Consider the following 23,377-nt stretch of genomic DNA (forward strand, 5'->3'; position numbering starts at 1 on the left):
TATAATTCCTAAAAATCTTTACCATAGCTTGAATATAGTATATAAAATCAAACTAATTTCAAGATTATTAAGTATTAAAAATAAGTAACTTCATGCCTTTGGAACAAAATATTTTAGAAAGTTTGATAAAAGACGCATTTCCCGATGCAAATATCAGGATAACCGACCTTGCCGGAGATAATGACCACTGGTCTGTTGAAATAGAATCGTCAGCCTTTGAAGGGCAAACGAGAATCAAACAACATAAAACCGTATATGAAGCATTAAAAGGTAAAATGGGCGGTGAATTGCATGCAATGCAGTTAAAAACGAAAGTGAAAAAATAACAATCAGAATGGAAGAGGAAAAAATGTCAGATAATCCGGTATTTAAAGCTATTCAGGACGAAATAGATAACAACAATGTGGTATTATTTATGAAAGGCACGGCAAAATTCCCGCAATGCGGCTTTTCTGCCTTAGTAGTCAATCTATTACAAAAGCTGAATGTAGAGTTTAAGGACATAAACGTTCTGCTTGACCCTGCCTTGCGTGAAGGGATAAAACAATTCAGTGACTGGCCTACCATACCGCAACTATATGTAAAAGGCGAGTTTATCGGCGGCTGCGATATAGTCAAAGAAATGTATGAAGAGGGCGAGTTGCAGGAATTGTTGAAGGCGTAATACACAATTCCGCTATTGAATACTCCGGAACGAAAAGTAATTTTCTTATTGCAAATTTATCCGATTTATAAAAAATATAGTAAATTTGAAATTAATTTGTCTATATTGTCTATGTTTAGTGAATGCTTTCTAAATTACAGTTTACGGTATATGAAATGAAAATATACATAATAGCAGGCGAGGCATCAGGCGATATATACGGGGCTAAGTTGATAGAACAACTAAAAGCCGCATCGCCACAACCTATAGAATTTTACGGCATCGGCGGAGAAAAAATGGGCGTAACAGGCTTTAAAAGCCTGTTCGATATGTCGGAAATATCAATTATGGGATTTGCCGAAATATTGCCGCATTTAGGGAATATCCTTGACCGCATAGATGATACTATAGCCGATATATATGCAAAACAGCCCGATATTGTAATTACTATAGATTCTCCCGGTTTCACCACACGCATAGCAAAACGCCTTCGCTTCGGTGAAGATGGCTTGGAGAAAATCGTAAAGAAAATTCTTTCAAAGAAAAAACAAAGAGAGCCTATCATATTTCAACCTTTTAACGGAAAGCTGGTGCATTATGTAGCCCCCACAGTCTGGGCATACAAGCCCAAACGTGCTGAAAAATTCGCAAAACTGTTTGACCACCTGCTTGTGATACTCCCCTTTGAACCGCCTTATTTTGATGAGGTAGGACTACCATGCACCTATATCGGACACCCTATAGTGGAAACAAAGTTCCCGCAAAACGGTGATGCCTTCAAACAAAAATACGCCATAGCCGATAATGAGACCTTAATATCGGTTATGCCCGGTAGCCGTAAAGGAGAGGTGCATAGATTATTACCTATATTTATAGAGGCGGTCAGCCTGTTGGCAAGGGTGGAAAATCCGGTTATGGTAATACCCACTATCCCTTCTTTGAAAGAGGAAGTCGAGCATATGGTTGCATCTTCTAAGATAAAAACAATAGTTGTAGATAATGATGAGGATAAATACGCATCATACAAAGCCGCATCTGTTGCAATAGTAAAATCAGGAACCGGCTCACTTGAAGTGGCGCTGGCAGGCTGCCCTATGGTTATAGGCTACAAAGTAAACTATATATCCTATCGTATCATAAAATCTTTAGTAAAAATAAAATATGCAAATCTTATCAACCTTATTTTAGATGAGGAGATAATACCTGAATTCTTGCAAAATTTCTGCACGCCTTATTTGATATCGCAATCCGTTGATAAAATATCGGACGATTATAAACTAAAAGACCTACAAATAGTAAGGGGCTTGGAAGCCCTGAAAATAATGGGCTTGGGTGAACCTGAAAACCCAAGCAGAAAGGCTGCCGATACAATACTGGCGATATTACGGCAATAAAAAGACCTCTGCATAATGCAAATAAAACTCGTCATTACCGGAATTGCCAAAGGCAATTATAGGGTAATCTCACCAGAATCGCCCTATAATTTGTTTCACAAATTCAGGCGATGACGTATTATGTAGAGGTCTTATAAAGAACGCATCTTATCTTCCAAATCATTTCCATACAATAGACTATAGTATTTCCAAAATTTATTGAAAATTGTCATCCCCGCTTCCGTGCGGGGATCTTCTGTCAATTAAAACAGATCCCCCTATAATTTTCTACGAAAATTCGGGGGATGACATTATTATTAAAAATTAGAAACGCTATAGTTTTCAATAATCATGCTTTGACCTTCGACTCATGTATGTTTTATACACATCGTCTCGGTCGCCTATGATTCTTAAAAAGTTTAAACAATATACAATCCCCGCACAGAGGCGGAGATTGTATATTAAAGCATTATGTTGTGTTTTTATATTTAGTTATTCAATGATTTGGCTAGTCTTACCAGATTTATAAATTCGCTACGGCGACCGAATTTATCTTCTCCGGTTGAGCCTGTCGCAAGATTGATAATATCATCATATGTGAATGATCCTATAAAGTTTTCATTGCGTATCTTTTGACCGAATGCCGCAACTGCCGTTGCAAAGCGAACCTCGTTAGATGTTTTTTCAACACTATCAAACTCTATATCTTTAGTAACAGGGAACTGAACTAATGAGCTGCTATCCTGATTCGGAAGCTTATAACGCATTTTTAAGAATGCATACTCATTTGAGTTATCTTCACTTATGTTGCTATCGGTGCTTTCCTCAACTTTAGCCGGTTTTTGATAGCGAAGGTCATCAATCATTTGTGCCTTACTGCCTTTGGGAGTTATCTCATATATAGCCGTTACGGTATGACCTGAGCCGATATCACCTGCGTCTACCTTGTCGTTGTTGAAGTCCTCACGTTGTAGGATACGGGTTTCGTAACCGATAAGGCGATATTCCGAAACAAGGTTAGGGTTGAACTCAATCTGTATCTTAACGTCCTTTGCGATAGGGAATAATGTTGAGCTTGCCTCGTCAACCAAGACTTTTTGGGCTTCATTCAGATTGTCTATATAAGCTGCGTTGCCGTTGCCGTTTTGTGCAAGGGTTTGCATTAGTGCGTCATTATAGTTACCTTGTCCAAAGCCAAGTATAGAAAGGAAAATACCGCTTTTACGCTTATCTTCGATAAGTCTTTTCAAGTCCTCATTGCTGCTCATTCCTACATTGAAGTCGCCGTCTGTGGCAAGGATAATGCGGTTAACACCTTCTTTGTCAAAGTTGCGTTCGGCTAAATTATATGCTTGCTGTATTCCTTGAGCACCGGCTGTTGAGCCTCCTGAATTTAAATTTTCAAGTGCGGCAAATATCTTTTCTTTTTGCGATACGGGAGTAGGCTCTAAAGCAGTTCCCACATAGCCTGCATATGTAACGATTGATACTACGTCATTATCATCAAGATTATTTACCATCATACGGAAGGCGTTTTTCAAGAGAGGTAATTTGTCGGGAGAATTCATAGAGCCTGAAACATCTATCAGGAAAACCAGATTAGAACGTGGCTTTGCATCACTTACTATATCATAGCCCTTGATACCGATGTGAAGTAACTTAGTTTCCTCGTTCCATGGGGTAGGATATATCGACATAGTAGGCTTGAAAGGGGTTGTAGAAGTTTCGGGGTACGGATATTTATAGTCAAAATAATTTATCAGCTCTTCAACACGTACCGAACCTTTATGCACGGTTCTGCCGCTATTTAATGTCCTTCTTACATATGAATATGAAGCCGTATCAACATCTACCGATATTGTAGATACAGGCTCTTGCGATACCTTTTTGACAGGGTTTTGATCAGGATTTGAGAATTTGTCATTATTTTGCGGCTCTACAAATCTCGGTGCGTCCCCCGGATGCGGTACGGGCATAGGGTATGGGTATGGAGCGATTGCACGCTCTGCGGTTACTTTTGCATCATATGCCGACCTTTTTTGAAAGTTATTGCTTGATGGTGCGATAGCGGCGGCTTGTGGGGCTTGTTGTGGAATAATACCGGATTCGACCATATCACCGCTTTCTATTGAAGCAAAATCATCTTCAATAGATTCCGCTTCTAGCATGTTTTCCGGTATGGCATCTACAAAGCCGTCTATATCGGGAGCTTCCTCTTTGATATCGTCTACAACCTGACCCATGCCTTGAGCGGTAACGCCTCCCGTATTCCTGCCTGATATTTCGGAAGGTTTTACAGGATCTGATTGTATTACTCTATTTTCTTCTAATCTTTCGGTATCAAAAGGTTTTGTTTGTTTGAGAACCGCAGGGGCAATTAAAACTGCTAATACTCCTGCTAAAGCCGTTCCGACTATAAGTTGTTTTTTCATGATGGTACTCCATATATTTTGTTTGATATTATCTATAGGACGGAATGAGTCGGAAAAACCTTGGGAATTTTTTTGATTATTTTTTGCAATAGCAGAATTTTCCTCGTCAAATGCGTCCATAGCGGCAGATAATGCCTTAGCCTTAGCCTCTTTTGAGGCTTTAGCTATCCTTATCTTTTCTAACTGTTTTAATTCGTTATCCTGCATGTTCTTTAATCGAATATTTTATTATTAAATTTTCTGCCGTATTAATATGACGTAATAAACCCGCAAATCCTTGGGTTTATTTCATCATTTGTTTTAAAGTTTTTTTTGCCTCCATAATATGCCATGAAACGGTACTTTCTGCACATTGCATAACTTCTGCTGCCTCATTGTGGTTAAGACCTTCCGAATATACAAGCAAAACGGCATTACGCTGACTATCGGGCAATTTATGCACCGTTTGCCATAATTGTTTGCAGTAAATTATTTCCGTAGCATCGGCTTCGTCGGATTCTATTTCCTCAATAACATCGCTAACGGCGTATTTTTTCTTGCGGTACAGGTCGTTAGCCGTGTTTATCACTACCCTGTATATCCAACTGGAAAATTTTGACTCCATTTTGAAGCCCGATAGAGATTGAGCTATCTTGATGCATGATTCTTGTGCGATATCTTCGGCATCTTCCCTGTTGCCGCACCATTTATAAGCAATGCGGAATATCATATCATAATAAGATTCAATTAAGGCGGAAAATGACTCTCTGTCACCATTTATAGCTTTTTTGATAAGATTAAGCTCGTCTGACTGCATCTATTTTTAGGCTGTTGAATGAAGTGGAAACACTATACAAGTTTTTTGTAACACATAGTTTTTTAAATAGGTAGCATTTTTTATTTCACCTGTGCCAACGGATGGTTTTCGTTTACTATGTCCTTTAATCGCTGATTCAATATATGTGTGTATATCTGTGTTGTTGATATGTCGCTATGTCCCAGCAATTCCTGAACTACCTTCAGGTTAGCACCTCCGTTTAACAGGTGGCTGGCGAAGGAATGCCTGAGTATATGCGGTGATACTTTTTCCTTATCAAGAGTTGCTTTTGTTGCCAGCTCTTTTAATAATTGATGAAAACGCTGGCGTGTAAGATAACCCTCTTTTGATGATGACGGGAACAGGAAAGTGTTGAATTTATCGGCGGTGAACATATCCCTTATATCAAGATATGCTTCCAAGGCCTTAATTGCCGGCTTGCCCAACGGAACCAGCCGCTCCTTGTTGCCCTTGCCTTTTATTATTAGGTAATTGCGTAAAGATGCCTTGTTGTCCTTTAACATTATTTGCAGATTGCCGGTTTTCAGTGAAACAAGCTCCGTTACACGCATACCCGATGCGTATAGTGTTTCAAGCAAGGCGGTAAGGCGTATTCCTTCCGCCGACTTATCCTTATGAGCCGTTTGAATCAATATTTCCACTTCCGTTTCATTTAGATATTTAGGGATTTTCTTGTGAAGCTTCGGAGAGTCGATAACAAGAGCCGGGTTCTTGTCAATCGTCCCGTCATTTAGCAGGAATTTATAAAACTGCTTTATGCTGGATAATTTTCTGGCAAGAGTGCCGGGAGAGGGAGTGAAATTTGCCAGATGCTCGAAAAACTCTCGTATATCTGACGTTGTGGCATTCTCGGTTTGTATCTTACGGTTTTTTAGGAAGCCGTATAACTCTGACAAATCCCTGCGGTAAGAGTCAATAGTGTTCTTTGAGGCTCCTTTTTCTGCCAGCATCATTTCTAAAAATGATTCAATATAATAGTCGTTCATAATTTTGTTTTTTGACATTTTTTATAGAAGCCTCTGCAAAAGTGTACAAACTACTCCCTCTCCCTTAGGGAGAGGGTTGGGGTGAGGGAAATTAAAAATAAGAATTTTAATAGCAAGTCTTTGTTTTTATTGAAAGTCCTCTCCCTCATCCTAACCTTCTCCCAAAGGGAGAAGGGACTAAATTTTATAACTCCTTACTCCTTTTGCAGAGGTTCCTATAGTTAATTAGTTACAGTAATTTATATTACTATATTAACCGTTGCTGTGCTAGCCAAACAGCCTCACGCTTGAAGCCCATTTTGTTCAATGAATATATCATTTGTGCAAAAAGATATTGCGGTATTGTTTTTATATCTTCCCTATCGAGTATATGCAAAATAGTCAGTATCCTTTCCCCGTCGCTCGGTGTTTGTTTTAACAGCCTGTAAGCTGCATAATCGGGTATTTGTAGTTCTTTTGAAAGAGCGTACATAATGAACTGCCGCCAGATATCTATAGATATTTGTGTACCCAGTGCATCAATATCGGCAAACACCGATATAGCCGAAATTAATTTAGCCTCATCGGACGTTTCCTTTTTGTTCTTATCAAGCCATTTTAGTACAAGCTGTTTGTCAAGCGGTGATCTAAGTAAATATTGCGGATTAGGGAAAACCGTGGTAATGGAGGGAAAGGTAAGTGCCTCTTTTATTGCTATTTTTGACCATTCCTCTTTTGCTTTGTCAGGTTGTTTCTTTAAAAACAGATCAACTACGTCTTGATATTCGTTCTCAAGTTCATGCCCCTGTTCTTTGAGCAGCTTTATATCAAAATCAACATTATTTTGCTTGTCGTTATATGCGTTGCATACTACCCGAAGCTTTGACCAGAAAACCGCCGGATATTTCTTTAAGTAATTTTCCGACTCATCGCAGCCTTTTATATATTGGTTTGCAATGAAAAACGATATTACGTAAATGCGGTGCATTTCCTCTGTAAGCCTTGAATCCGGCACCTGACTTAACATACGGTAAATATTATTATAATCGCCCATAAGTGCCAGCTTCTTTATTTTTATATCGAAAACTGAAGATACTATGTTTTTATCGGAGTGGGGAGGGGTGGCAGTAGAAAGCAGCAGGAGCTTACTAAGTTTTTTCATGATTTCCGGTTCGGCTTTAACCGGCATAGTTACCAGCAGGCTTTCCATGAAAGAACGGTTGCTCTCATGCCAGATATGCTTCATTAATCCACCGCTATTACCGTCCAAAACCCCTATCTCGTCAAGGGATATCTCTTTTATATCCTTTACCCTTATAGGCTCATTTCGGGCATTAGCTATGCCCGCCTGTAATAGGGCGGTAATTATCAGTAGAATAATCCTCAAGTTTAATTTACTGAGCAAATTTTTCATAGCTATAGGTTTTTGTAATAGTTTCCGTCTTTGGAGCGGTAGCTTGCGACAATAATACAAAACCAACCGTCAGCCCTGCCAGTATAGCAATTATGATAAGGTTCTTAGTAAGTGACATAATATATTCCCCTTGTGATTGTTATCTTTTATGTTATTTTTCACTTTATTACGGCATTGTCAATGCCGTAGCTAAATTATCTTAAGTTTGTACATTATAAATTTATGGCGATGCTTTTCTATATATAAGGAAATTAAGGTTTGAAAAATATGTTAGACTTGAAAAGGTCGGTGGTTTTAGTGGGTATGATGGGGTGCGGTAAGACCGCTATAGGGTCGAGGCTTGCCATAGCTGCGGAAATGCCTTTTGTCGATCTGGATAATCTGATAGAAGAAAATGAAAAAATGTCGGTAAACGAGATATTTGAAAGATACGGCGAGGATTATTTTAGGAAAAAGGAAAGGCAGGCTATAGAGGACGTGTTGAATTCAAAATTATGTATCCTTGCTACGGGCGGAGGGGCGTTCATGAACTATAATACCCGTCAGCTTATAAAAAAACTCGGCATATCGGTTTATATAAGGGCTGATTATGATGTTCTGCTTGAGCGAGTTGCCAGAAAAAATACAAGACCTTTGCTCGAAAACGGCGATAAGGGAAAAATATTACAAGAATTAATGGATAAACGCTGTCCGATATACGAAGAGGCTGATATAACGGTAGATAGCTCAGATAGCGTACATGAAGATGTGGTAAATAAAATTATTGAGGGATTAAGTGGAAGACTTGAAAAAGCTGAATGTTGATCTTGGCAAAAGAAGCTATGAGATAATCATCGGTAATAATATACTTGAAAAAGCAGGCAAGTTTATCTCTAAAGTCGTAAAGCATAAACATTTTGTAATTGTTACAGACGATAACATACCGCAAGAATATGCACAGAAGGTGGAGCTTTCACTGGGAGCGGGTTCCAAGGTAAACACTATACGCATTAATGCGGGTGAAGCTTCAAAGAGTTTTTCAGGTCTTGAGACATTGCTGGATAATATTTTTTCTACCGCACCTGAGCGTAATGTTACCCTGATAGCACTCGGTGGAGGTGTTGTCGGTGACCTTACGGGCTTTGCTGCAAGTATTCTGCTTAGGGGCGTAAACTTTATCCAGATACCGACTACATTATTATCGCAGGTTGATAGCTCGGTAGGCGGCAAAACAGGTATTAACAATAAGTTCGGTAAAAATCTTGTAGGAAGCTTTTACCAGCCTAAACTTGTTCTTATAGATATAGATACGTTAAACAGTCTTCCGGAAAGGGAGCTGCTTGCAGGTTATGCCGAGGTTGTTAAATACGGTCTTATAAATGACAGGAAGTTTTTCAAATGGCTGGACGAAAACCTTGATAAAATTAAGACAAAAGATGAAGAGGCATTAAAATATATAATATATAAAAGCTGTCAGGCAAAAGCTAAAATAGTTGCCGAAGATGAAAGGGAAGGGGGAAAGCGTGCGTTGCTGAACCTCGGTCATACTTTCGGACACGCTCTTGAACAGCAGGCAGGATATGACGGATCGTTAGTACATGGTGAGGCGGTTGCCATAGGCATGGTTATGGCTTTTACCATGTCATATAAAATGGGGCTGTGCGATAAACAGGACGTAGAGCTGGTAACGGGGCATTTATCAAGAGCAGGGTTGCCAATATCTCCTCTTGATATTAAGGAAAACTGGGATATATCCCGAATGATGAAATCTATGGCTCAGGATAAAAAAGTCAGTGGCGGAAAAATGGTTTTTATTCTGGCAAAAGGAATCGGTGATTCATTTATTGAAAAAAATGTTGATGCTAATATAGTTAATGATACTATCGGATTTATTTTGGGTGTTGCTAAATAAATTTGCCGGTAAAAAAATATATCTATTTTAAAATACCGATAATTTCTGTATAGAAATTATAAAAAACACTATAATAATTAAAAATAATGGATCCTGACTTAATATTTCCTCTTTTGTCTATCTTTCTGCTTCTTCTGATGTCGGGGTTCTTTTCAGGTTCCGAAACGGGTCTGACCGCAGCTTCCAGAGCAAAAATACATAAACTTAAAACCGGCGGTGATAAGCGTGCTGCTCTTGTAAGTAAGTTAAGGGACGATAAGGACGGGCTTATAGGTACGATACTGCTAGGTAATAATGCCGTAAATATTCTGGCATCTGCTCTTGCTACAAGTCTTGCTATAAAATATTTCGGTGAGCAGGGTGTAGTATATGTAACTATAATAATGACCATGATGGTGCTGGTATTTGCCGAAGTATTGCCTAAAACATATGCGTTTTATAATGCCGAGAAAGTTGCACTATTTGTTGCAAGACCGCTTATTGTACTGGTCAAAATATTATCCCCTATCACCAAGAGCGTACAGAAAACGGTCGATCTGTTGATGAAAATGATGGGAGTCACTAAAGACGGGGAAGAAGACCTTGAGGCTTCCGATGAGATAAGGGGAACTATCGACCTGCACCATAAAGAAGGCAAGATGATAAAGCGTGAAAAAGATATGCTAAGTAGCGTTCTTGATCTGGCGGCTTTAGAGGTTGAGGAAGTGATGATACATAGAAAAAACATATACTCGATAGATATTGATGAGTCTCCTTCTGAAATCATAACAAAAGTTCTCGATAGCAGCTTTACAAGAATCCCGTTATGGCAGAAAAAGTCGGATAATATTGTCGGTGTATTGCATACTAAAGCATTATTGAAATCGCTTAGGGGCTATGACGGTGATATTGAAAAAATAGATATTCTTGAAATAGCTAACAAACCATGGTTTGTCCCCGAAACAAATACACTAAGTAATCAGTTGCACCAGTTCCGTGTAAAAAGAAACCATATCGCAATGGTGGTAGATGAATACGGTGCGTTGGTGGGGTTGATAACGCTGGAAGATGTGTTAGAGGAAATAGTAGGGCAGATTGACGACGAACATGATGATATAACCTCTATAGCAAAGAAAATGCCTGACGGTAGCTACCGTATAAAAGGGGATACTTCCATAAGGGACGTAAACAGAAGGCTTGACTGGAACTTGCCTGATGAAGAGGCGAACACTATGGCAGGTCTTATAATACATGAATCCGAGTCAATACCGGAAATAGGGCAGGAATTTCAGTTCTACGGCGTTAAGTTCAAAATAGATCGCAAAAAGAACAACCAGATAACCAGCCTAGTGGTAAGTAAACTGCCGAAGAAAAAAGGTAAGTAATCCGGAGTCTAATTCATATCTGAGGTTAATATAGTTGCTTTGTCACGAATTTAATGCTAACATGCATCTTTGTTAAAAAGTTAATTATTTAATTTCCGAGGGTAAAACATGAGCAAAGAAAAAGACGGCGATTCGGGGAAAACAACGATAGAAGATTTAGGGTATGGCGAAGCAACTCCTGATACCGCACAGCGGAATGCCGGGCGTGAAGGTACTAGAAGATTTCAAAGAAGGGGTGCTACGGCAGGCGTAAGTCAGGGTACGGTTGAAATCAGAAAAAGGACTTCCGACCAATATGCCGCAATTGATCAACTAGCTGATACTCTTGGCGAATCAGGTATCGAAGAACCTTCTGCAAAAAGAAGAAAAACCGATTCAGGATACAAAATGGATATAGATCCGCCTGAACATGAAGAGGTTAAAAGAAGTTGGAAAAAGCGGGAAGATGATAGGGACAAAAATGGACCGGGAAAAGGGTTATCTGTTAGTTGAGACTCTCTTAAATACCAACGATAAAGTTGTTTGTTAAATATAATAACTTATGCAACACGCTTTATTTCAAGCCGCTCAAACACTTCGCAAAGTGCGTCAACCAGTTTTTCCATCATTTCGTCCGTGTGGAACGGTCCGGGGGTTATCCTTAGGCGTTCGGTGCCTCTTGGCACTGTCGGGAAATTTATGTGTTGGACAAATATATGATGTTTATCCGATAGCAGCTCCGATGCCTGCCTTGCAAGTTCGGGATCGCCCACCATTACGGGAACTATGTGTGTAGGTGAATCAATGAAAGGTATATTGCACTGACGCAGCATTGATTTTAACATCTCCGCCTTATCTTGCTGTAGCTTTCTTTCAACATCCGATTTTTTCAGGTGTTTTATACTGGCAGTAGCCGCCGATGCTAAAGACGGAGGCAGTGCGGTCGTAAATATAAAGCCGGGGGCATAACTTCTGATAGAATCAACTATCGACTCGTCCGCTGCAATATATCCTCCCATTACTCCGTAGGCTTTCGCTAAAGTTCCCTGAATTATGGTCACTCTGTCCTGAACGCCGTCACGCTGTGCTATACCGCCTCCGATATCGCCATACATACCAACTGCATGTACTTCGTCAAGATAGGTAATTGCGTTATATTTATCTGCCAAATCGCATATTTGGCTAATAGGGGCTATATCCCCGTCCATAGAATATACGGACTCGAAAGCTATTATTTTAGGTCTGTTAATATCTGTTTTTTTGAGCAACTCTTCTAAATGCCCTACATCGTTATGGCGGAAAATATGTTTTTCCGACCTTCCCGCCTTTATCCCCTGAATCATAGAGGCGTGGTTTAACTGATCTGAAAAGGTGACTGCATCGGGCAGTATGTTTGCCAAAGTGCTTAGCGTAGCTTCATTTGCCACATATCCGCATACGAACGCCAACGCCCTTTGTTTTCCGTGCAAATGGGCAAGTTCTTTTTCCAACTCCACAACGGCATGGTTATTTCCTGCGATATTCCTTGTACCGCCTGCACCGGCTCCCATATTTTTAGCGGCATCTTCAATTGCGGCTAAAACATCCGGGTGCTGACCCATACCTAAATAATCGTTGCTACACCATATAGTTACATCTTTACCGCTTGAATAGTCTTTTGCTTTAGGAAATTCTCCCGCATATCTGGCAAGTTCAGTGAAAACTCTGTAGTTGCCTTCTTTTTTTAATTTCTCAATCGCAGCGGAAAAGTATTTTTCGTAATCAATCATTTTCACTTTATTTTTAAATGATATATATTTTGCAACAACCATAAGTATTTTTTAATAAAAATCCACTATTTTCTTTTTTTGTATCAAAAAATGTACGCACAATGTGCATTGTGAAAAATCAAAAGATTAAACTACCCCGAAGCAAGCTACGGGGCATATAGTTTAGTTGCAAGTAGCGAGTTGCAAGTGATGCCTGACTTAAGATGCAACTTACAACTTACAACTTGCAACTTAAATTATACGAAGCAAGCTTTGAGGAATTAAAACTGAAAGAGATTAAAAAGCATTTATAGTGTACATACACCTACTATCTTATGTTAGTCAGTGGCGGTATATCTTTTTTTGTTATGCGGTCGCCCCAGCCGTTAGAATATAACGGTTCTTTTGGACGTTCATTATATATTTTAAGCGTTGCATCTATTACCTCGCTTGCGTCCCAGTTGACGTGTGATGCTTTCTGATATTGACGAGTACACGGAATATCATGTTTATTTGCGGTTGCCGTCAATGTATCTCCGTGGCTTGGGTGTATGATTTTATCTTCACTAGGGCTTACTACCAGAAGATGGGGCAAAGGCGTATTGTTTGAGCGTGCGACACTTGCAATATGTTCCAGCCTTTTGTTAGTATCCAAAGGGTGATTAAGCACCATGTCTATCAAAAAGGCAGGGGCTACCGATTTTTCTAATATCAAACTACGCATAGAAGAAAAAGGGGCTATAAGGGTAAGTCCGGCAGGCGGCTTGCTGCGTGATGTCATTTCCTCAGCTAATATCGTAGCGGTAGATGTTCCAAGTGATTCCCCTGTTATTATGGTGTTTTCAGGCTTGATATCTTGTGCCTCCAGATAATCGGCAACCGCAACCGCATCACGCTTGAAGTTAGCTTCCGAAGGCTTGCCCGTGCTGTTACCGAAGCCGCGTGAGCTAACTGCAATAGTCTCTATGCCCTGTTCCTGTAATTTTTTTAGGTATTGAATACGAAATGCGGTATTTTCCTCCTGATGTTTCGGGTCAAGGCTGACATAAGACAAGTTGCCGGTGTTTCCATGTTGGAAAACAACGGTAGGTTTGTCTTTTTTGCCTTTTAGGTGCCATATTTCAAAATTGTCGCCGTCTTTTGTATCAAGTTTTTTTGTTTCACCTTCAAGACCGTACTTATCGGGAGATTCTAAAGGCTTGTGGTTCTTATCCGTGGGATTGAAAAGGTTGCTTTCAAGGTATCCGGTTAGCATTGCCCTGCCGAATAAAAACCCTCCGGTAGCCAGTAAAGCACCGGCTATTGCACCTGTGTAAAATGTTGTTTTGTCATCGTTCTTACTGTCTGTTGCTTTTAAAAAAAGAAGAGGGGTGTTGTCTTTTGCGGTTTTCATATTCGTTCTACTTTCAGTTATAATAACGAATATATTTTAATGAATTGATTTATTTTGCAAGTATAAAAGCATTTATTGGCGGTGTTTATATTTATTGGATACTACGGTCAAGCCATAATATGAAGGGTGTTAGTCTTAGCTGTTTATATCGCCTGATTGCAATATAGGGGCTGCATCAATTGCGTCAACATCCATCAATTCTACAATACGCTCAAGGGATTTGCATATTGTTTCCTGTTCGGTTTTTTCAAGGGTACTAAATGATTTTGCCAATGTAGCCTGTAAAGGGGAGGGGGCTTTCTTACAGAAGTTGCGTCCGTCTTTGGTGATAGATACCAGAACCTGCCTTCTGTCGTTCTCGCTACGCTCCCTTTGTACGAAATTTTTGGCTTCCAGCCTGTCGATTATACCGACAAGCGTACTTGGGCTTAAATATATATTCTTTGCAATTGATGCTATGGTTTGAGAACCCTTCTCTATTAGGTCGAGCATAACTATAAGCTGCGGTGCGGTTATCTCATACTGCGTGTTAAGCTGCCGTGAATGTATGTCTACCGAACGCATTATCTTGCGTAAACCCTGCAATATCCTGATATCGTATCTTTCTTCTTCACCTATATAGCTACTCATAATCATACCGAAATAAATTATAGAAGGCTCTGCAAAAGTCAAAAAACTACTCTCCCCTTGAGGGAGAGTTAAAAACACGCAAGTGTTTTTGTGAGGGGTAAAAACTTGCAAGTGTTTTTTATACCTGCATGTATCGCCCCCTCCCTAACCCTCCCCCGTACACGGGAGAGGGGATAAAAAGAATTCAAATTTAATATATTCACCCCTGATGCGTAAATCCTTTGAGTGAACCTAATTCATCTTTGTCACGTGTAAGAGCCGTAGGACTCTGAATATATAATGTTAAAAGTTCTGTCAACGCTATTAATGAATCAATATGTGTTCTCTCCCATGAATGGGAAGCGCCCAGTGCGAAACATACAAGAGCCGTCCTGATGTCATTGCCCGATTCAATAGCTGAAGCGGAGTCGGAGCGGTAATATTTAAATACGTCACGGGAATGTTCAATATTGTGCTTTTGGCATAATTCTATAAGCTTGTGGGTCAGGTGGTAATCAAAAACACCCGACATATCACGCATTGTAATTGTTACTCCGTATTCTGAAGAATTTTGTCCCGGAGCGACGGTTGAATTGTCAATCGTAACCATTGCAGCAACATCACCATGCAATATCCTAAGCTTAAAATCAATGAACAAAAAGGTATGATAGCAGGAGGTAATATTAGAGGCGTAGGAGCAGCTTGTGCTCAACACCAGATAAGCAGCGCACTCTGCTGGCAGCATAATAGTGTGGCTCTATATTTAAATGTTGGTAGACCGCCTCCGTTAGGATTTTTTGGAATCACATATAATGATGGAATCGGAACACACTCACCAATTATTTATTCATCAATTGATAGTAAAATAGACGATGGAATCCCAACTACCGGAAAATTTTTAAGTTACAGAGCTTGGATGTCGTCTAACGGTAACTGTTTAACAGGTTTGAATGGAAGCTACTTATTAACAAATGATTCACCGGCGTGCTTTGCAAAATATGTTTTACAAAAATAATGCTAGTAAAGACTTAGCGAGACGGGGTATTTACCCATTCCCATGTTAGCGTCTGATTAACTCGAATATATATTATGCCGACCTGCGGTGATATTGTAGCTGATTATCGGATAATGAAAATAGTGAGATTTAGGTAAAAATCATGGTAAATAAAATGACCGATAAAAATAAACACGAATATTCCGAAGGGGTAAGTACCACTTTGGAATGATACAGAGAAGGTGATAAATATAACTAAAGTAAGTTCGAAGTTACTATAAAAGGCTTGCATTATAATTCTAGATTTCTATAATAATGATATCTTCAAATTATGTGGAGGAGTTCACCATGAAGGTATTAATGATAATAGTCAATGTTCTTAGCTTTCATCAACAAGATATGATGATTGAAACAAGGGTAACTACTTTACAGGAATGTCAGTATATGCAGGCTAACGCAAGCTATCATTCTTCCGTTGAGTGTGTGCCTTTGGCGAATATTTCTTAAACGGAAGCCATACGGGCTTTAAAAATACCAATCTACGAATAGCAGGGCTTTTTGTTCTGTGTTGCCGGTCTTAAAACGCCTGTTGAAGCTGTATTTTACACCCGGTTGTATTATAAGTTTTTCGGTAACGGGTATTTTTAACCTGCTGCCAAGCGAATAGGTCATGTGATTATTCCAGCTATATTTCTCTTTATCGAGAATATATTTTATCTCAACAAAGCTATTTACCGTCTTATCATCTTTTTTGTACCAGTCGATACCCTGCTCTAAAGCACCTTCGATAATTATGTTATCTTGCTCTTCTTTGTCCTGCGAACCGGGGTGGCGTAGGCTAAACCATGTAAATCCCGGATAGTCATAATTGTTTTTTATTAATTTATTTAAATCCCATGATGAAAATCCGTTTAGAAAAACCTGTGTGCCTTCCAATGTACGGTCGGTGGAAAAACGCCTGTCCCATTCATATAGGATACCGGTTTCCAGCACTACATTATTTATCGGAAAATAACGCAGCTTTATTCCTGTAGCAGGTTTTAGTTTATTATTATAATCGTATTTTTCAGAATCGATAACATAGTTCAGATGTGTAAAGGCAGTAAGTGATAATCTATTGTTATATTTGGCGATATCAAGCTCTTTTTGAAAAGCCCCTTCTAAAATGAAGTTATATTTGTCCTCCGGCTGTTCCGAAGATGGAAAACGAATTACTCCCCAACCGCTAAGCGGACGGAATTTTAATAAGCCGGTGTTGTCTTCTTTTAATAAGTTATAATATAAAGGGCTTTGGATATAGTTTTTGGATTCCTCCGACATTGATAGGGCAGGGAATAGAAAAGATATTAATAATGAATATAAGAATAATTTTCTCATTGTACTCTTTGTATTCGTATTGATTTTGCGTCGTCCATTTTATGTTTGGCTTTGCATGAATAACACTCAAAGTCTTCCCAAAACCACAAACCGTGAACAGGCTCTTCACACTTGCCGCATATTATAATTAGCTGCTCGACAAGCCTGTTATCGATGAACTGAATTAATTCCCGCCTGTAACCGTTATTTCCGCTCTTTTTTAAAACTTCCTTGCCAAGCTCGGTTATTGTTATATTCCCCTGACTGTCAATATGAATAAACCCAAGAAGTGCAAGTTCCTCAATTCTTCTCAAACCGGAGGTGATATTAGGCAGGGTAATTATCTTCTTTTGTAAGTCATTCAATGTAATGGATGTCTCGCTGATTATCTGCAACAAAAGCATCTTACGGAAATGGCTGATGTTATGTACGCCTATTTTCTTCAGGATACCGGATACCTGTTTTACCAGCACAGGGTCTATCTTATCAGATGAAGATATATATGATTCCATCTTTTTGAAGTCCATATCTTTTATTTCAACGAAATAACCCTTAGGCTCTTCATCGGAAAAATCATTGCCGTGTATGTCCTTGCGGCGAATAGCTATTAATAAGGCTGCAAATATTAAAAATAAACATGTTGAGGCTGCTAACGCCAGTTTGGTTTTTTTATCCGTTTTTACAGGGGTTATGTCGCCCTTTAAAACGTCTTTCATATAGTCTTTTAGGAAGTCAACATTAGCAGGATTCATATTCCAGTCGGCAGTTTCACCGTGACCGAAAAGGTTGGCGTAATTATAAAAAACTATACCTTCTGAAATATTAGCGGCTAATTTTACAGATTCGGCAAACTCACGGTCTGTCATTTTCCAGTCTTTTGGTTGCTGGTATGACGCAAGACCTGTTAAAACCTCTTTATCACCTGCATGATAACGGGTAGAGTGATATACCTTTTCTATCCAATTTATATCCTGCCTTTCATTTTTAAAGTATGACATGGGGATAAGTATGTCTAAATATTTAGCAAGCTCGGAATAGTTCTGGCCGAATTTTTCGGTGGAACGATAATGCAAAGAAGAATCTGCTATAAGAGCAGCAGATAGTTTAAAACCATCTTTACCCGGTTCATTTACAGTTTCACGCACTGCCTTTACTAGCTGTGTTATGGCTTTTTCCCTGTGCTTTGTCCAGTCCATGTAATGCTCGGATAATATTTTATCTGTTTTGATAGTTTTGTCATTATAGCGTTCCTTAAAGCTTTTTAAGGCATTTGGAGAAAAATCATGTGCAATATCGGGGAAACGTATGTAATCCAGATTCAAACCGTCTAGTTCATATTTAGTCAATAAATGTCTTATCGTATCGGTCAGATAGAACTTAACCTCAGGATTAAAAGGTGAAAGCCAGTAAATAGACTCGGCACCGCTATTATCAACCATTGCCCACTCTTTATTTATCTGGGCTATCTTAGGGTTTAGTAACATAGGTAGCCATGCATGTACCTTAAATCCGGCTTTTTTCAGTTCTTTTAATATCTCGCCGAACCTGTCATCATCACCCTCTTTGCGGGCAAAATATTCATGTCCTTCCTGATCCGTTGCCATTAAAAATATATCTGTGGCATGTACGCTTTTTGCCTCTTGTATAAGTTTTTCGGTGTCAACGTCCGATACTGAAAAATCAACCCAGAAGCCTAATCTTTTAAACGGCTGTGTACGGTCTTTTTTTAGCCATTGGTCACCACTTAAAAACTTGCCCCCCTGTTCTTTGACATACTGAATAAATTTTTCAAGAACTCCCTTATGTTCATATATTATGGAAGGGTGCATCAGGAACATTAACGGACGACCGGTAGATTCTCTTTCAATGTAACGTTGCTTTAACCAATTTAAAGCATCGTCATCAGACATTTTTTCCTGTATAAAAATATCGTAGTCAGAGGCTGTTTTGCCGTCTTCATCTGAGGATGATACGGGTATTTCGGTAATGATTTTTTGCTGCCTCCATTGTTCATGTTCCGAGCTATCGTATTTATAGCCTAATTCCACCAGAGTTTCAGCAATGCTTTCGTTAAACTCTAAAAAAGGAGTGCGAAACCAGACTACGGGTTGTCCTGTTATTTCTTCCAATAGTTTTTTGGTAGCCTTTAGCTCAAGACGCATTGTCCCGGAATTCATTTCTTTTAAATTATCATGGCTGTATGAATGTGAACCTATCGTATTTCCTTTGTCGGAAAGTGATTTTACAACATCGCTGTTTTCTTCTGCAAATTTTCCAAGAATGAAATATGTAGCAGGTACATCTATATTCATTTGCTCAAGTTTATTACCGTCACCTGTTTTTTCAACGTCAAAGCTAAGTAGTACGACTCCGGCATTAGCTTTAAAGCCTACTGAAATTATTATTGTCAATAATGTTAAATATTTTAAGAATCTCATCTCTAACTCCACGTTACTTTTTTATTTCTCAATTCGTAATAAATCGCTACTAATATGACATATTTTATGAATATCGAATAAGGCTTGATAAGGATAGATGCTATAATCATCTTCGGATTTAATTGCCTTTCGATAAATAGCGAAAATATGTAAATTGCGATATTTATCGCTTCAAAAATCAGAAAGAAGGCTGCTGACAATGTTGTTATGTAAGCCGAATAAAAATGAAATAACATCGGTATTGAGCCTATTAACAACAAAGCCTCGAAAACCGCACCGCCGAATCCCCAAAAATACAGGTAAGGCAGCCAAATGCAACCTAGCATACCGAATTTTCTGTTAAAGAACATATCTTTATATAAACGCAGTGCCTGAAGCGTTCCCCTATACCAACGCTTGCGTTGTCCTTTTAATGCTTTAAATGTTTTCGGTGTGCTTGTCCATGATACCGCATTCGGCTCATAAACGGCAAGCTTACCGATTTTGGTTATTTCAAGGGTCATATCAAAGTCTTCGACTATGGTACGTTCTTTAAAGCCGCCAATCTCTATCATTGTCTTTCGTTCATACATACATATGGGACCGGGACAAACTAAAATAGAAGAGCCGCTGCCGTTTTGGGCAATTTTCATTATCGCCTGACTGAAGATATATTCTACCGCCTGCCAACAAACTATTAAGCTGTCAGGGTTCCTGACTATCAATTTTCCACATACCGCACCTACATCAGGTGAGTCAAAATGTTTTATAAGCTCTCTTATCGCATTCTTATGCAAGTGGGAATCCGAATCTGAAAACAGCAGATATTCACCTTTAGCAGTTTCTATAGCCTTATTAACGGCAGCCGCCTTGCCCTGATTGCGTTCCATGTGAATTGATTTAACTTCAGGGAAGTCTATCAGTAAAGGCGTGAAGTCCGATGAGCCGTCATCTACTACTATTACCTCATATTCGGGATAATTCTGGTCTAATGCACACTGTATGCTTTTTATAATAGTGTACTGTTCGTTAAAGGCAGGAATTATTATACTTACAAAAGGTGTTTTTTGTTTTTTCCAGCCCCTATACGGATTAAAGCGTATATTCCATAACAGAAAAAGGAAGAAGGGAAATAAATTCAGGAAAAGTACGATATTAAAGACTTTCCGTAAGTTTGTTTTAAAAGTAACGACTTGGTCTGTTTGTTCAAAACCGAACTTGTCTATAAGTAATAAGTCCAGCTTGAACATGCCTACATCAACAACGTAAACAGTTAACCATGAAATGAACAAAGCAACAATAATTACAAAAAAATTAGGTATTTTTAAGTGATATGAGTGATTGCTTTGTTTCATTTTATTAATTTTATTCAAACGTTATTGATTTTGATAAATTGAGAGGTTGAACGGCTTTAAATCAAGATATGATACCTTGTCTTTAGCACTTAAACGTACCGTTTTTTTTGCCGTAAAATTGATTTTACTTACTATACCCGTTATTTAATACATAAAATACATCTAACTTATTATAGTCGATGCTTTTAAATATATGAAATAATGTAAAAAGTAAATAATTTTTTAATAAATATAAGGATTTAGTTCGCAATTAACGAAACTGCCCCCTTTCATAATTATTGTATTTTATCAATGGATTGATGCGTTCACCCCAAGCTTCCTGAATTTGTTTTTTGATATCGGCTTGTAAAGTTTCATTAGAACCCAAATTCTCGTTTTTATCGTCCAGTCTTTCTAAAAAATCTGTTGTAGTATTAACGCAGGCGGACATAGCGTGCAGAGCGTCGGATTGTTCTTTGGGCCAGTTTTTCTTTGCTATATTAAGAGGGGTGTCGTTGCCCGCATATGATTCTTCAACGTTTAAACCGTTATACATTGAAGTTACAAGCAGGTCTATGGTATCGGTCGGGTCTGTAACAAGGTCTATTTTCTGTGAAGTTATGGCTATTGCCTGTAATGACCTTGATGCATCGAATAAATGTATGTGTTTATTCTTTTCTGCATTTTCTATAGCATTGGCAAGAACGTTATTATCATCTCTTCTTGCCAGTTGTGACGGTGTCAGCCCTTCATAATTGCGTAATTTCGTATTTGCCCCGAATTTTACAAAATGTTCTGCCAATCCCTGTAACTGCATTTGCATACCGATATCTTTTTTACCTTGTGCTATTTCATGCAGTAATGAGTTGCCGTTTTGTGAGTTAGTCAGGTTGGGGTCGGCTCCCGCTATCAGATATCTTAAAGCGTTTTTAGGGTCATGTACGACTTCCTGATAAAAAAGTGAATCCTTGGTTTTCTGATTTTCAAAGCGTTGATTTTCATCAAAGCCGTTATTGCCGTATTGTAAATGCGTTCGCCAACCCCTTTTGGAGGGAGCCTGCGGTACAAACGAACTATCGGATTTTGAAAGTAATATTAATAGTGCGGGAGATAATTTTTTCAGATTCATGTTTATTACTAATTTTGAGTGAATTATTTTTATAATCGGTTAACTTATCCTATAATATATTTCTACCGTCAATTAAAAATGCTTTTTGAGTATATTTTCAAGACGGATAGATAATGCATTTAATGTTGCCGGAGGAAATGCAAAATGGAATTCATGATACCCGATACCGATTCAATATGCGTTTCGTCTATGGATAAAAGCCATTACCGGTCTTTTTCTAAAAGGGTGATAAAAGAATATGCACATAAAATGGTAGGGGGCGGAAAATGGAATGAAAACGGTTCCAATGATAAATCCGCAAAGGTTTTTAACGAAATTCTGCCTGACGGATTAAAATCCGAGAATAACTATCTCTTTGTCATAAAGGATAAAGAATGCAGCATCATAGGAGACCTGTGGCTGCAAAAAAGGGGAAATAACCTGCACATTGTAAGCATATATATAAATGAGACAAAAAGAAATACGGGCGTAGGAACAAATGTTGCCGTATGGCTTGAAAAATGGGCCGGAGAAAACGGTTTTGATTCAATAACACTATATGTTTTTGATGCGAACAAAAGTGCAAAACGTTTTTATACAAAGCTAGGGTTCACAGAATATGACAACGGTATGCGGAAAAATATAAAGCAAAATTTTTAGTGTGCTTTTAAATATTTATTAAAAGTTATGTGAATATAAATACTTAAGTTAATAATTCCATTAATAAAGATTATTTTTTTAACCTTTATTACTTTTTTAATATTGCTATCAAAAAAACTCTAATATATACGTTGATATGCCGTTAACTTAAAGTTGGACATATGTGGCAATATTGCAACTAAGTTTGAGTGTAGTTTTTATTTTAACAATTAAAGTTCGGCAATTTTAATATTTTTCAAATGACAATTAAAATGGAGTAATTTATGCCTAAAAAAGATGTATCTTTAGTTTTAGGTCGTGCCTTGATAGACCCTGAATTTGCTAAAAGATTAGAAACCTCTCCCGGTGATGCCGTGAAGGATATGGGAGTTACCCTTACCGACAATGAAAAAAGATCAATAGCTTCCGTAACGGGTTCAAGGCTTAGAGCTGCGTCGGAAGTTATCTTGAATAACCCTGTTAAACCCGGTGGTGAAGCTGCTATCTTTGATCAGGAACAACAGCAACAACAAACAGGTGCAAGGCTTGCCGCATTAGAGGCACGTTTAGGCTTGGCTGCTACCTCTATGCCGTTTGATCAACAAGACCAACAGCAGGTGGTTAACAGGTTGGCAACGTTAGAAGGTCGTCTTGCCGTCGGTGGCGGTACTATAGTGAAACCCGGTGGTGAGGCTGCTTTATTTGACCAAGAACAACAGCAGCAACAAACAGGTGCAAGACTTGCCGCATTAGAGGCGCGTTTAGGTTTGAAACCTGCCGGAACTATTACTAATCCAGGTGGTGGGGCTGCATTGTTCGACCAAGAACAACAGCAACAACAAACAGGTGCAAGACTTGCCGCACTTGAGGCTCGTTTAGGTCTTCAACCTGCCGTTAATAT

General features: G+C 38.8%; 23 protein-coding genes and 1 pseudogene. 11 read left to right on the forward strand and 13 right to left on the reverse strand.

Annotation, left to right across the window (positions count from 1 at the left end; all coding sequences use genetic code 11):
• Positions 1 to 92: 92 nt before the first annotated feature.
• The 3 genes from O2942_07535 (at position 93) to lpxB (ending at position 2,037) form a co-directional block, all read left to right on the forward strand.
• Positions 93 to 326, forward strand: coding sequence for a BolA/IbaG family iron-sulfur metabolism protein (locus tag O2942_07535; GenBank protein MDA0782100.1), 234 nt, complete (start codon positions 93 to 95; stop codon positions 324 to 326).
• 23 nt (positions 327 to 349) lie between these two features.
• Positions 350 to 664: a Grx4 family monothiol glutaredoxin gene (grxD, locus tag O2942_07540; protein MDA0782101.1), complete on the forward strand. Its 315-nt coding sequence runs from the start codon at positions 350 to 352 to the stop codon at positions 662 to 664.
• A gap of 155 nt (positions 665 to 819) precedes the next feature.
• Complete coding sequence (gene lpxB / locus O2942_07545; protein ID MDA0782102.1) at positions 820 to 2,037, forward strand: lipid-A-disaccharide synthase; 1,218 nt, start codon at positions 820 to 822, stop codon at positions 2,035 to 2,037.
• 467 nt (positions 2,038 to 2,504) lie between these two features.
• Here the strand turns inward: lpxB and O2942_07550 are convergent, their stop codons facing one another.
• The 5 genes from O2942_07550 to O2942_07570 all read right to left on the reverse strand — a co-directional run bounded on the left by O2942_07550 (position 2,505) and on the right by O2942_07570 (position 7,762).
• A complete protein-coding gene (locus O2942_07550) occupies positions 2,505 to 4,655 on the reverse strand; it encodes a VWA domain-containing protein (protein ID MDA0782103.1) in 2,151 nt (716 codons plus the stop codon).
• A 76-nt stretch (positions 4,656 to 4,731) separates the two neighbouring features.
• Positions 4,732 to 5,244 (reverse strand): RNA polymerase sigma factor, encoded by a 513-nt coding sequence (locus O2942_07555; protein MDA0782104.1) that lies wholly within the window; start codon positions 5,242 to 5,244, stop codon positions 4,732 to 4,734.
• Between the two features lie 80 nt (positions 5,245 to 5,324).
• A complete protein-coding gene (gene xerD, locus O2942_07560) occupies positions 5,325 to 6,269 on the reverse strand; it encodes a site-specific tyrosine recombinase XerD (GenBank protein MDA0782105.1) in 945 nt (314 codons plus the stop codon).
• A gap of 229 nt (positions 6,270 to 6,498) precedes the next feature.
• Complete coding sequence (locus O2942_07565) at positions 6,499 to 7,617, reverse strand: hypothetical protein (GenBank protein ID MDA0782106.1); 1,119 nt, start codon at positions 7,615 to 7,617, stop codon at positions 6,499 to 6,501.
• Positions 7,618 to 7,624: 7 nt separating this feature from the next.
• Positions 7,625 to 7,762: a hypothetical protein gene (locus O2942_07570; GenBank protein ID MDA0782107.1), complete on the reverse strand. Its 138-nt coding sequence runs from the start codon at positions 7,760 to 7,762 to the stop codon at positions 7,625 to 7,627.
• A 149-nt stretch (positions 7,763 to 7,911) separates the two neighbouring features.
• Here O2942_07570 and O2942_07575 point away from each other — a divergent pair, with 149 nt between their 5' ends.
• From O2942_07575 to O2942_07590, 4 genes are all read left to right on the forward strand, one after another.
• On the forward strand, positions 7,912 to 8,448 hold the full coding sequence (locus O2942_07575; GenBank protein MDA0782108.1) for a shikimate kinase: 537 nt from the start codon (positions 7,912 to 7,914) through the stop codon (positions 8,446 to 8,448).
• Complete coding sequence (gene aroB / locus O2942_07580) at positions 8,420 to 9,535, forward strand: 3-dehydroquinate synthase (protein ID MDA0782109.1); 1,116 nt, start codon at positions 8,420 to 8,422, stop codon at positions 9,533 to 9,535. Before O2942_07575 ends, aroB begins: the two co-directional genes overlap by 29 nt.
• 86 nt (positions 9,536 to 9,621) lie before the next feature.
• Positions 9,622 to 10,899 carry an HlyC/CorC family transporter gene (locus O2942_07585; GenBank protein MDA0782110.1) on the forward strand — a complete coding sequence of 426 codons (1,278 nt, stop codon included), beginning with the start codon at positions 9,622 to 9,624 and terminating at the stop codon, positions 10,897 to 10,899.
• A gap of 108 nt (positions 10,900 to 11,007) precedes the next feature.
• Positions 11,008 to 11,391 carry a hypothetical protein gene (locus O2942_07590; GenBank protein MDA0782111.1) on the forward strand — a complete coding sequence of 128 codons (384 nt, stop codon included), beginning with the start codon at positions 11,008 to 11,010 and terminating at the stop codon, positions 11,389 to 11,391.
• A 47-nt stretch (positions 11,392 to 11,438) separates the two neighbouring features.
• On the opposite strand, the gene hemA is transcribed toward O2942_07590, so the two are convergent.
• The 4 genes and pseudogenes from hemA to O2942_07610 all read right to left on the reverse strand — a co-directional run bounded on the left by hemA (position 11,439) and on the right by O2942_07610 (position 15,262).
• Entirely contained in the window at positions 11,439 to 12,647 is a 1,209-nt protein-coding gene (gene hemA / locus O2942_07595; protein MDA0782112.1) for a 5-aminolevulinate synthase, read from the reverse strand.
• 307 nt (positions 12,648 to 12,954) lie between these two features.
• Positions 12,955 to 14,019: an alpha/beta fold hydrolase gene (locus tag O2942_07600; GenBank protein MDA0782113.1), complete on the reverse strand. Its 1,065-nt coding sequence runs from the start codon at positions 14,017 to 14,019 to the stop codon at positions 12,955 to 12,957.
• Positions 14,020 to 14,154: 135 nt separating this feature from the next.
• On the reverse strand, positions 14,155 to 14,649 hold the full coding sequence (locus O2942_07605; protein ID MDA0782114.1) for a MarR family transcriptional regulator: 495 nt from the start codon (positions 14,647 to 14,649) through the stop codon (positions 14,155 to 14,157).
• Between the two features lie 199 nt (positions 14,650 to 14,848).
• Positions 14,849 to 15,262: pseudogene (locus O2942_07610) on the reverse strand (osmoprotectant NAGGN system M42 family peptidase).
• Between O2942_07610 and O2942_07615 the strand changes: the two are divergent.
• Positions 15,254 to 15,643 (forward strand): hypothetical protein, encoded by a 390-nt coding sequence (locus tag O2942_07615; GenBank protein ID MDA0782115.1) that lies wholly within the window; start codon positions 15,254 to 15,256, stop codon positions 15,641 to 15,643. The pseudogene O2942_07610 and the gene O2942_07615 sit on opposite strands and share 9 nt — an antisense overlap.
• A 327-nt stretch (positions 15,644 to 15,970) precedes the next feature.
• Entirely contained in the window at positions 15,971 to 16,129 is a 159-nt protein-coding gene (locus O2942_07620; protein ID MDA0782116.1) for a hypothetical protein, read from the forward strand.
• Positions 16,130 to 16,147: 18 nt separating this feature from the next.
• Here O2942_07620 and O2942_07625 read toward each other — a convergent pair whose 3' ends face one another.
• The 4 genes from O2942_07625 to O2942_07640 all read right to left on the reverse strand — a co-directional run bounded on the left by O2942_07625 (position 16,148) and on the right by O2942_07640 (position 21,858).
• Entirely contained in the window at positions 16,148 to 16,999 is an 852-nt protein-coding gene (locus O2942_07625) for a hypothetical protein (protein MDA0782117.1), read from the reverse strand.
• The gene (locus tag O2942_07630) at positions 16,996 to 19,416 is read right to left on the reverse strand and encodes a polysaccharide deacetylase family protein (GenBank protein MDA0782118.1); all 2,421 of its coding nucleotides are present in this window, start codon (positions 19,414 to 19,416) and stop codon (positions 16,996 to 16,998) included. Before O2942_07630 ends, O2942_07625 begins: the two co-directional genes overlap by 4 nt.
• A 2-nt stretch (positions 19,417 to 19,418) precedes the next feature.
• On the reverse strand, positions 19,419 to 20,750 hold the full coding sequence (locus O2942_07635; GenBank protein MDA0782119.1) for a glycosyltransferase family 2 protein: 1,332 nt from the start codon (positions 20,748 to 20,750) through the stop codon (positions 19,419 to 19,421).
• A gap of 250 nt (positions 20,751 to 21,000) precedes the next feature.
• Positions 21,001 to 21,858, reverse strand: coding sequence for a hypothetical protein (locus tag O2942_07640; protein ID MDA0782120.1), 858 nt, complete (start codon positions 21,856 to 21,858; stop codon positions 21,001 to 21,003).
• Positions 21,859 to 22,002: 144 nt separating this feature from the next.
• Here O2942_07640 and O2942_07645 point away from each other — a divergent pair, with 144 nt between their 5' ends.
• Both O2942_07645 and O2942_07650 read left to right on the forward strand, forming a co-directional pair.
• Complete coding sequence (locus tag O2942_07645; protein MDA0782121.1) at positions 22,003 to 22,497, forward strand: GNAT family N-acetyltransferase; 495 nt, start codon at positions 22,003 to 22,005, stop codon at positions 22,495 to 22,497.
• A 263-nt stretch (positions 22,498 to 22,760) separates the two neighbouring features.
• Positions 22,761 to 23,377, forward strand: a 617-nt coding sequence (locus tag O2942_07650; protein ID MDA0782122.1) for an Os1348 family NHLP clan protein, incomplete at its 3' end; no start/stop codon positions are given.

The organism is Pseudomonadota bacterium, assembly GCA_027620075.1.
In the GTDB taxonomy this organism is placed as follows: domain Bacteria; phylum Pseudomonadota; class Alphaproteobacteria; order Rickettsiales; family UBA6187; genus 1-14-0-20-39-49.

What these genes read in the sequence shown, in the direction of transcription:
- O2942_07535 (MDA0782100.1), top strand. Translation starts at nt 93, where the DNA reads ATGCCTTTGGAACAAAATATTTTAGAAAGTTTGATAAAAGACGCATTT.
- grxD (MDA0782101.1), top strand. Translation starts at nt 350, where the DNA reads ATGTCAGATAATCCGGTATTTAAAGCTATTCAGGACGAAATAGATAAC.
- lpxB (MDA0782102.1), top strand. Translation starts at nt 820, where the DNA reads ATGAAAATATACATAATAGCAGGCGAGGCATCAGGCGATATATACGGG.
- O2942_07550 (MDA0782103.1), bottom strand. Translation starts at nt 4,655, where the DNA reads ATGCAGGATAACGAATTAAAACAGTTAGAAAAGATAAGGATAGCTAAA.
- O2942_07555 (MDA0782104.1), bottom strand. Translation starts at nt 5,244, where the DNA reads ATGCAGTCAGACGAGCTTAATCTTATCAAAAAAGCTATAAATGGTGAC.
- xerD (MDA0782105.1), bottom strand. Translation starts at nt 6,269, where the DNA reads ATGTCAAAAAACAAAATTATGAACGACTATTATATTGAATCATTTTTA.
- O2942_07570 (MDA0782107.1), bottom strand. Translation starts at nt 7,762, where the DNA reads ATGTCACTTACTAAGAACCTTATCATAATTGCTATACTGGCAGGGCTG.
- O2942_07575 (MDA0782108.1), top strand. Translation starts at nt 7,912, where the DNA reads ATGTTAGACTTGAAAAGGTCGGTGGTTTTAGTGGGTATGATGGGGTGC.
- O2942_07585 (MDA0782110.1), top strand. Translation starts at nt 9,622, where the DNA reads ATGGATCCTGACTTAATATTTCCTCTTTTGTCTATCTTTCTGCTTCTT.
- O2942_07590 (MDA0782111.1), top strand. Translation starts at nt 11,008, where the DNA reads ATGAGCAAAGAAAAAGACGGCGATTCGGGGAAAACAACGATAGAAGAT.
- hemA (MDA0782112.1), bottom strand. Translation starts at nt 12,647, where the DNA reads ATGATTGATTACGAAAAATACTTTTCCGCTGCGATTGAGAAATTAAAA.
- O2942_07600 (MDA0782113.1), bottom strand. Translation starts at nt 14,019, where the DNA reads ATGAAAACCGCAAAAGACAACACCCCTCTTCTTTTTTTAAAAGCAACA.
- O2942_07605 (MDA0782114.1), bottom strand. Translation starts at nt 14,649, where the DNA reads ATGAGTAGCTATATAGGTGAAGAAGAAAGATACGATATCAGGATATTG.
- O2942_07615 (MDA0782115.1), top strand. Translation starts at nt 15,254, where the DNA reads ATGCAATATCCTAAGCTTAAAATCAATGAACAAAAAGGTATGATAGCA.
- O2942_07620 (MDA0782116.1), top strand. Translation starts at nt 15,971, where the DNA reads ATGAAGGTATTAATGATAATAGTCAATGTTCTTAGCTTTCATCAACAA.
- O2942_07625 (MDA0782117.1), bottom strand. Translation starts at nt 16,999, where the DNA reads ATGAGAAAATTATTCTTATATTCATTATTAATATCTTTTCTATTCCCT.
- O2942_07630 (MDA0782118.1), bottom strand. Translation starts at nt 19,416, where the DNA reads ATGAGATTCTTAAAATATTTAACATTATTGACAATAATAATTTCAGTA.
- O2942_07635 (MDA0782119.1), bottom strand. Translation starts at nt 20,750, where the DNA reads ATGAAACAAAGCAATCACTCATATCACTTAAAAATACCTAATTTTTTT.
- O2942_07640 (MDA0782120.1), bottom strand. Translation starts at nt 21,858, where the DNA reads ATGAATCTGAAAAAATTATCTCCCGCACTATTAATATTACTTTCAAAA.
- O2942_07645 (MDA0782121.1), top strand. Translation starts at nt 22,003, where the DNA reads ATGGAATTCATGATACCCGATACCGATTCAATATGCGTTTCGTCTATG.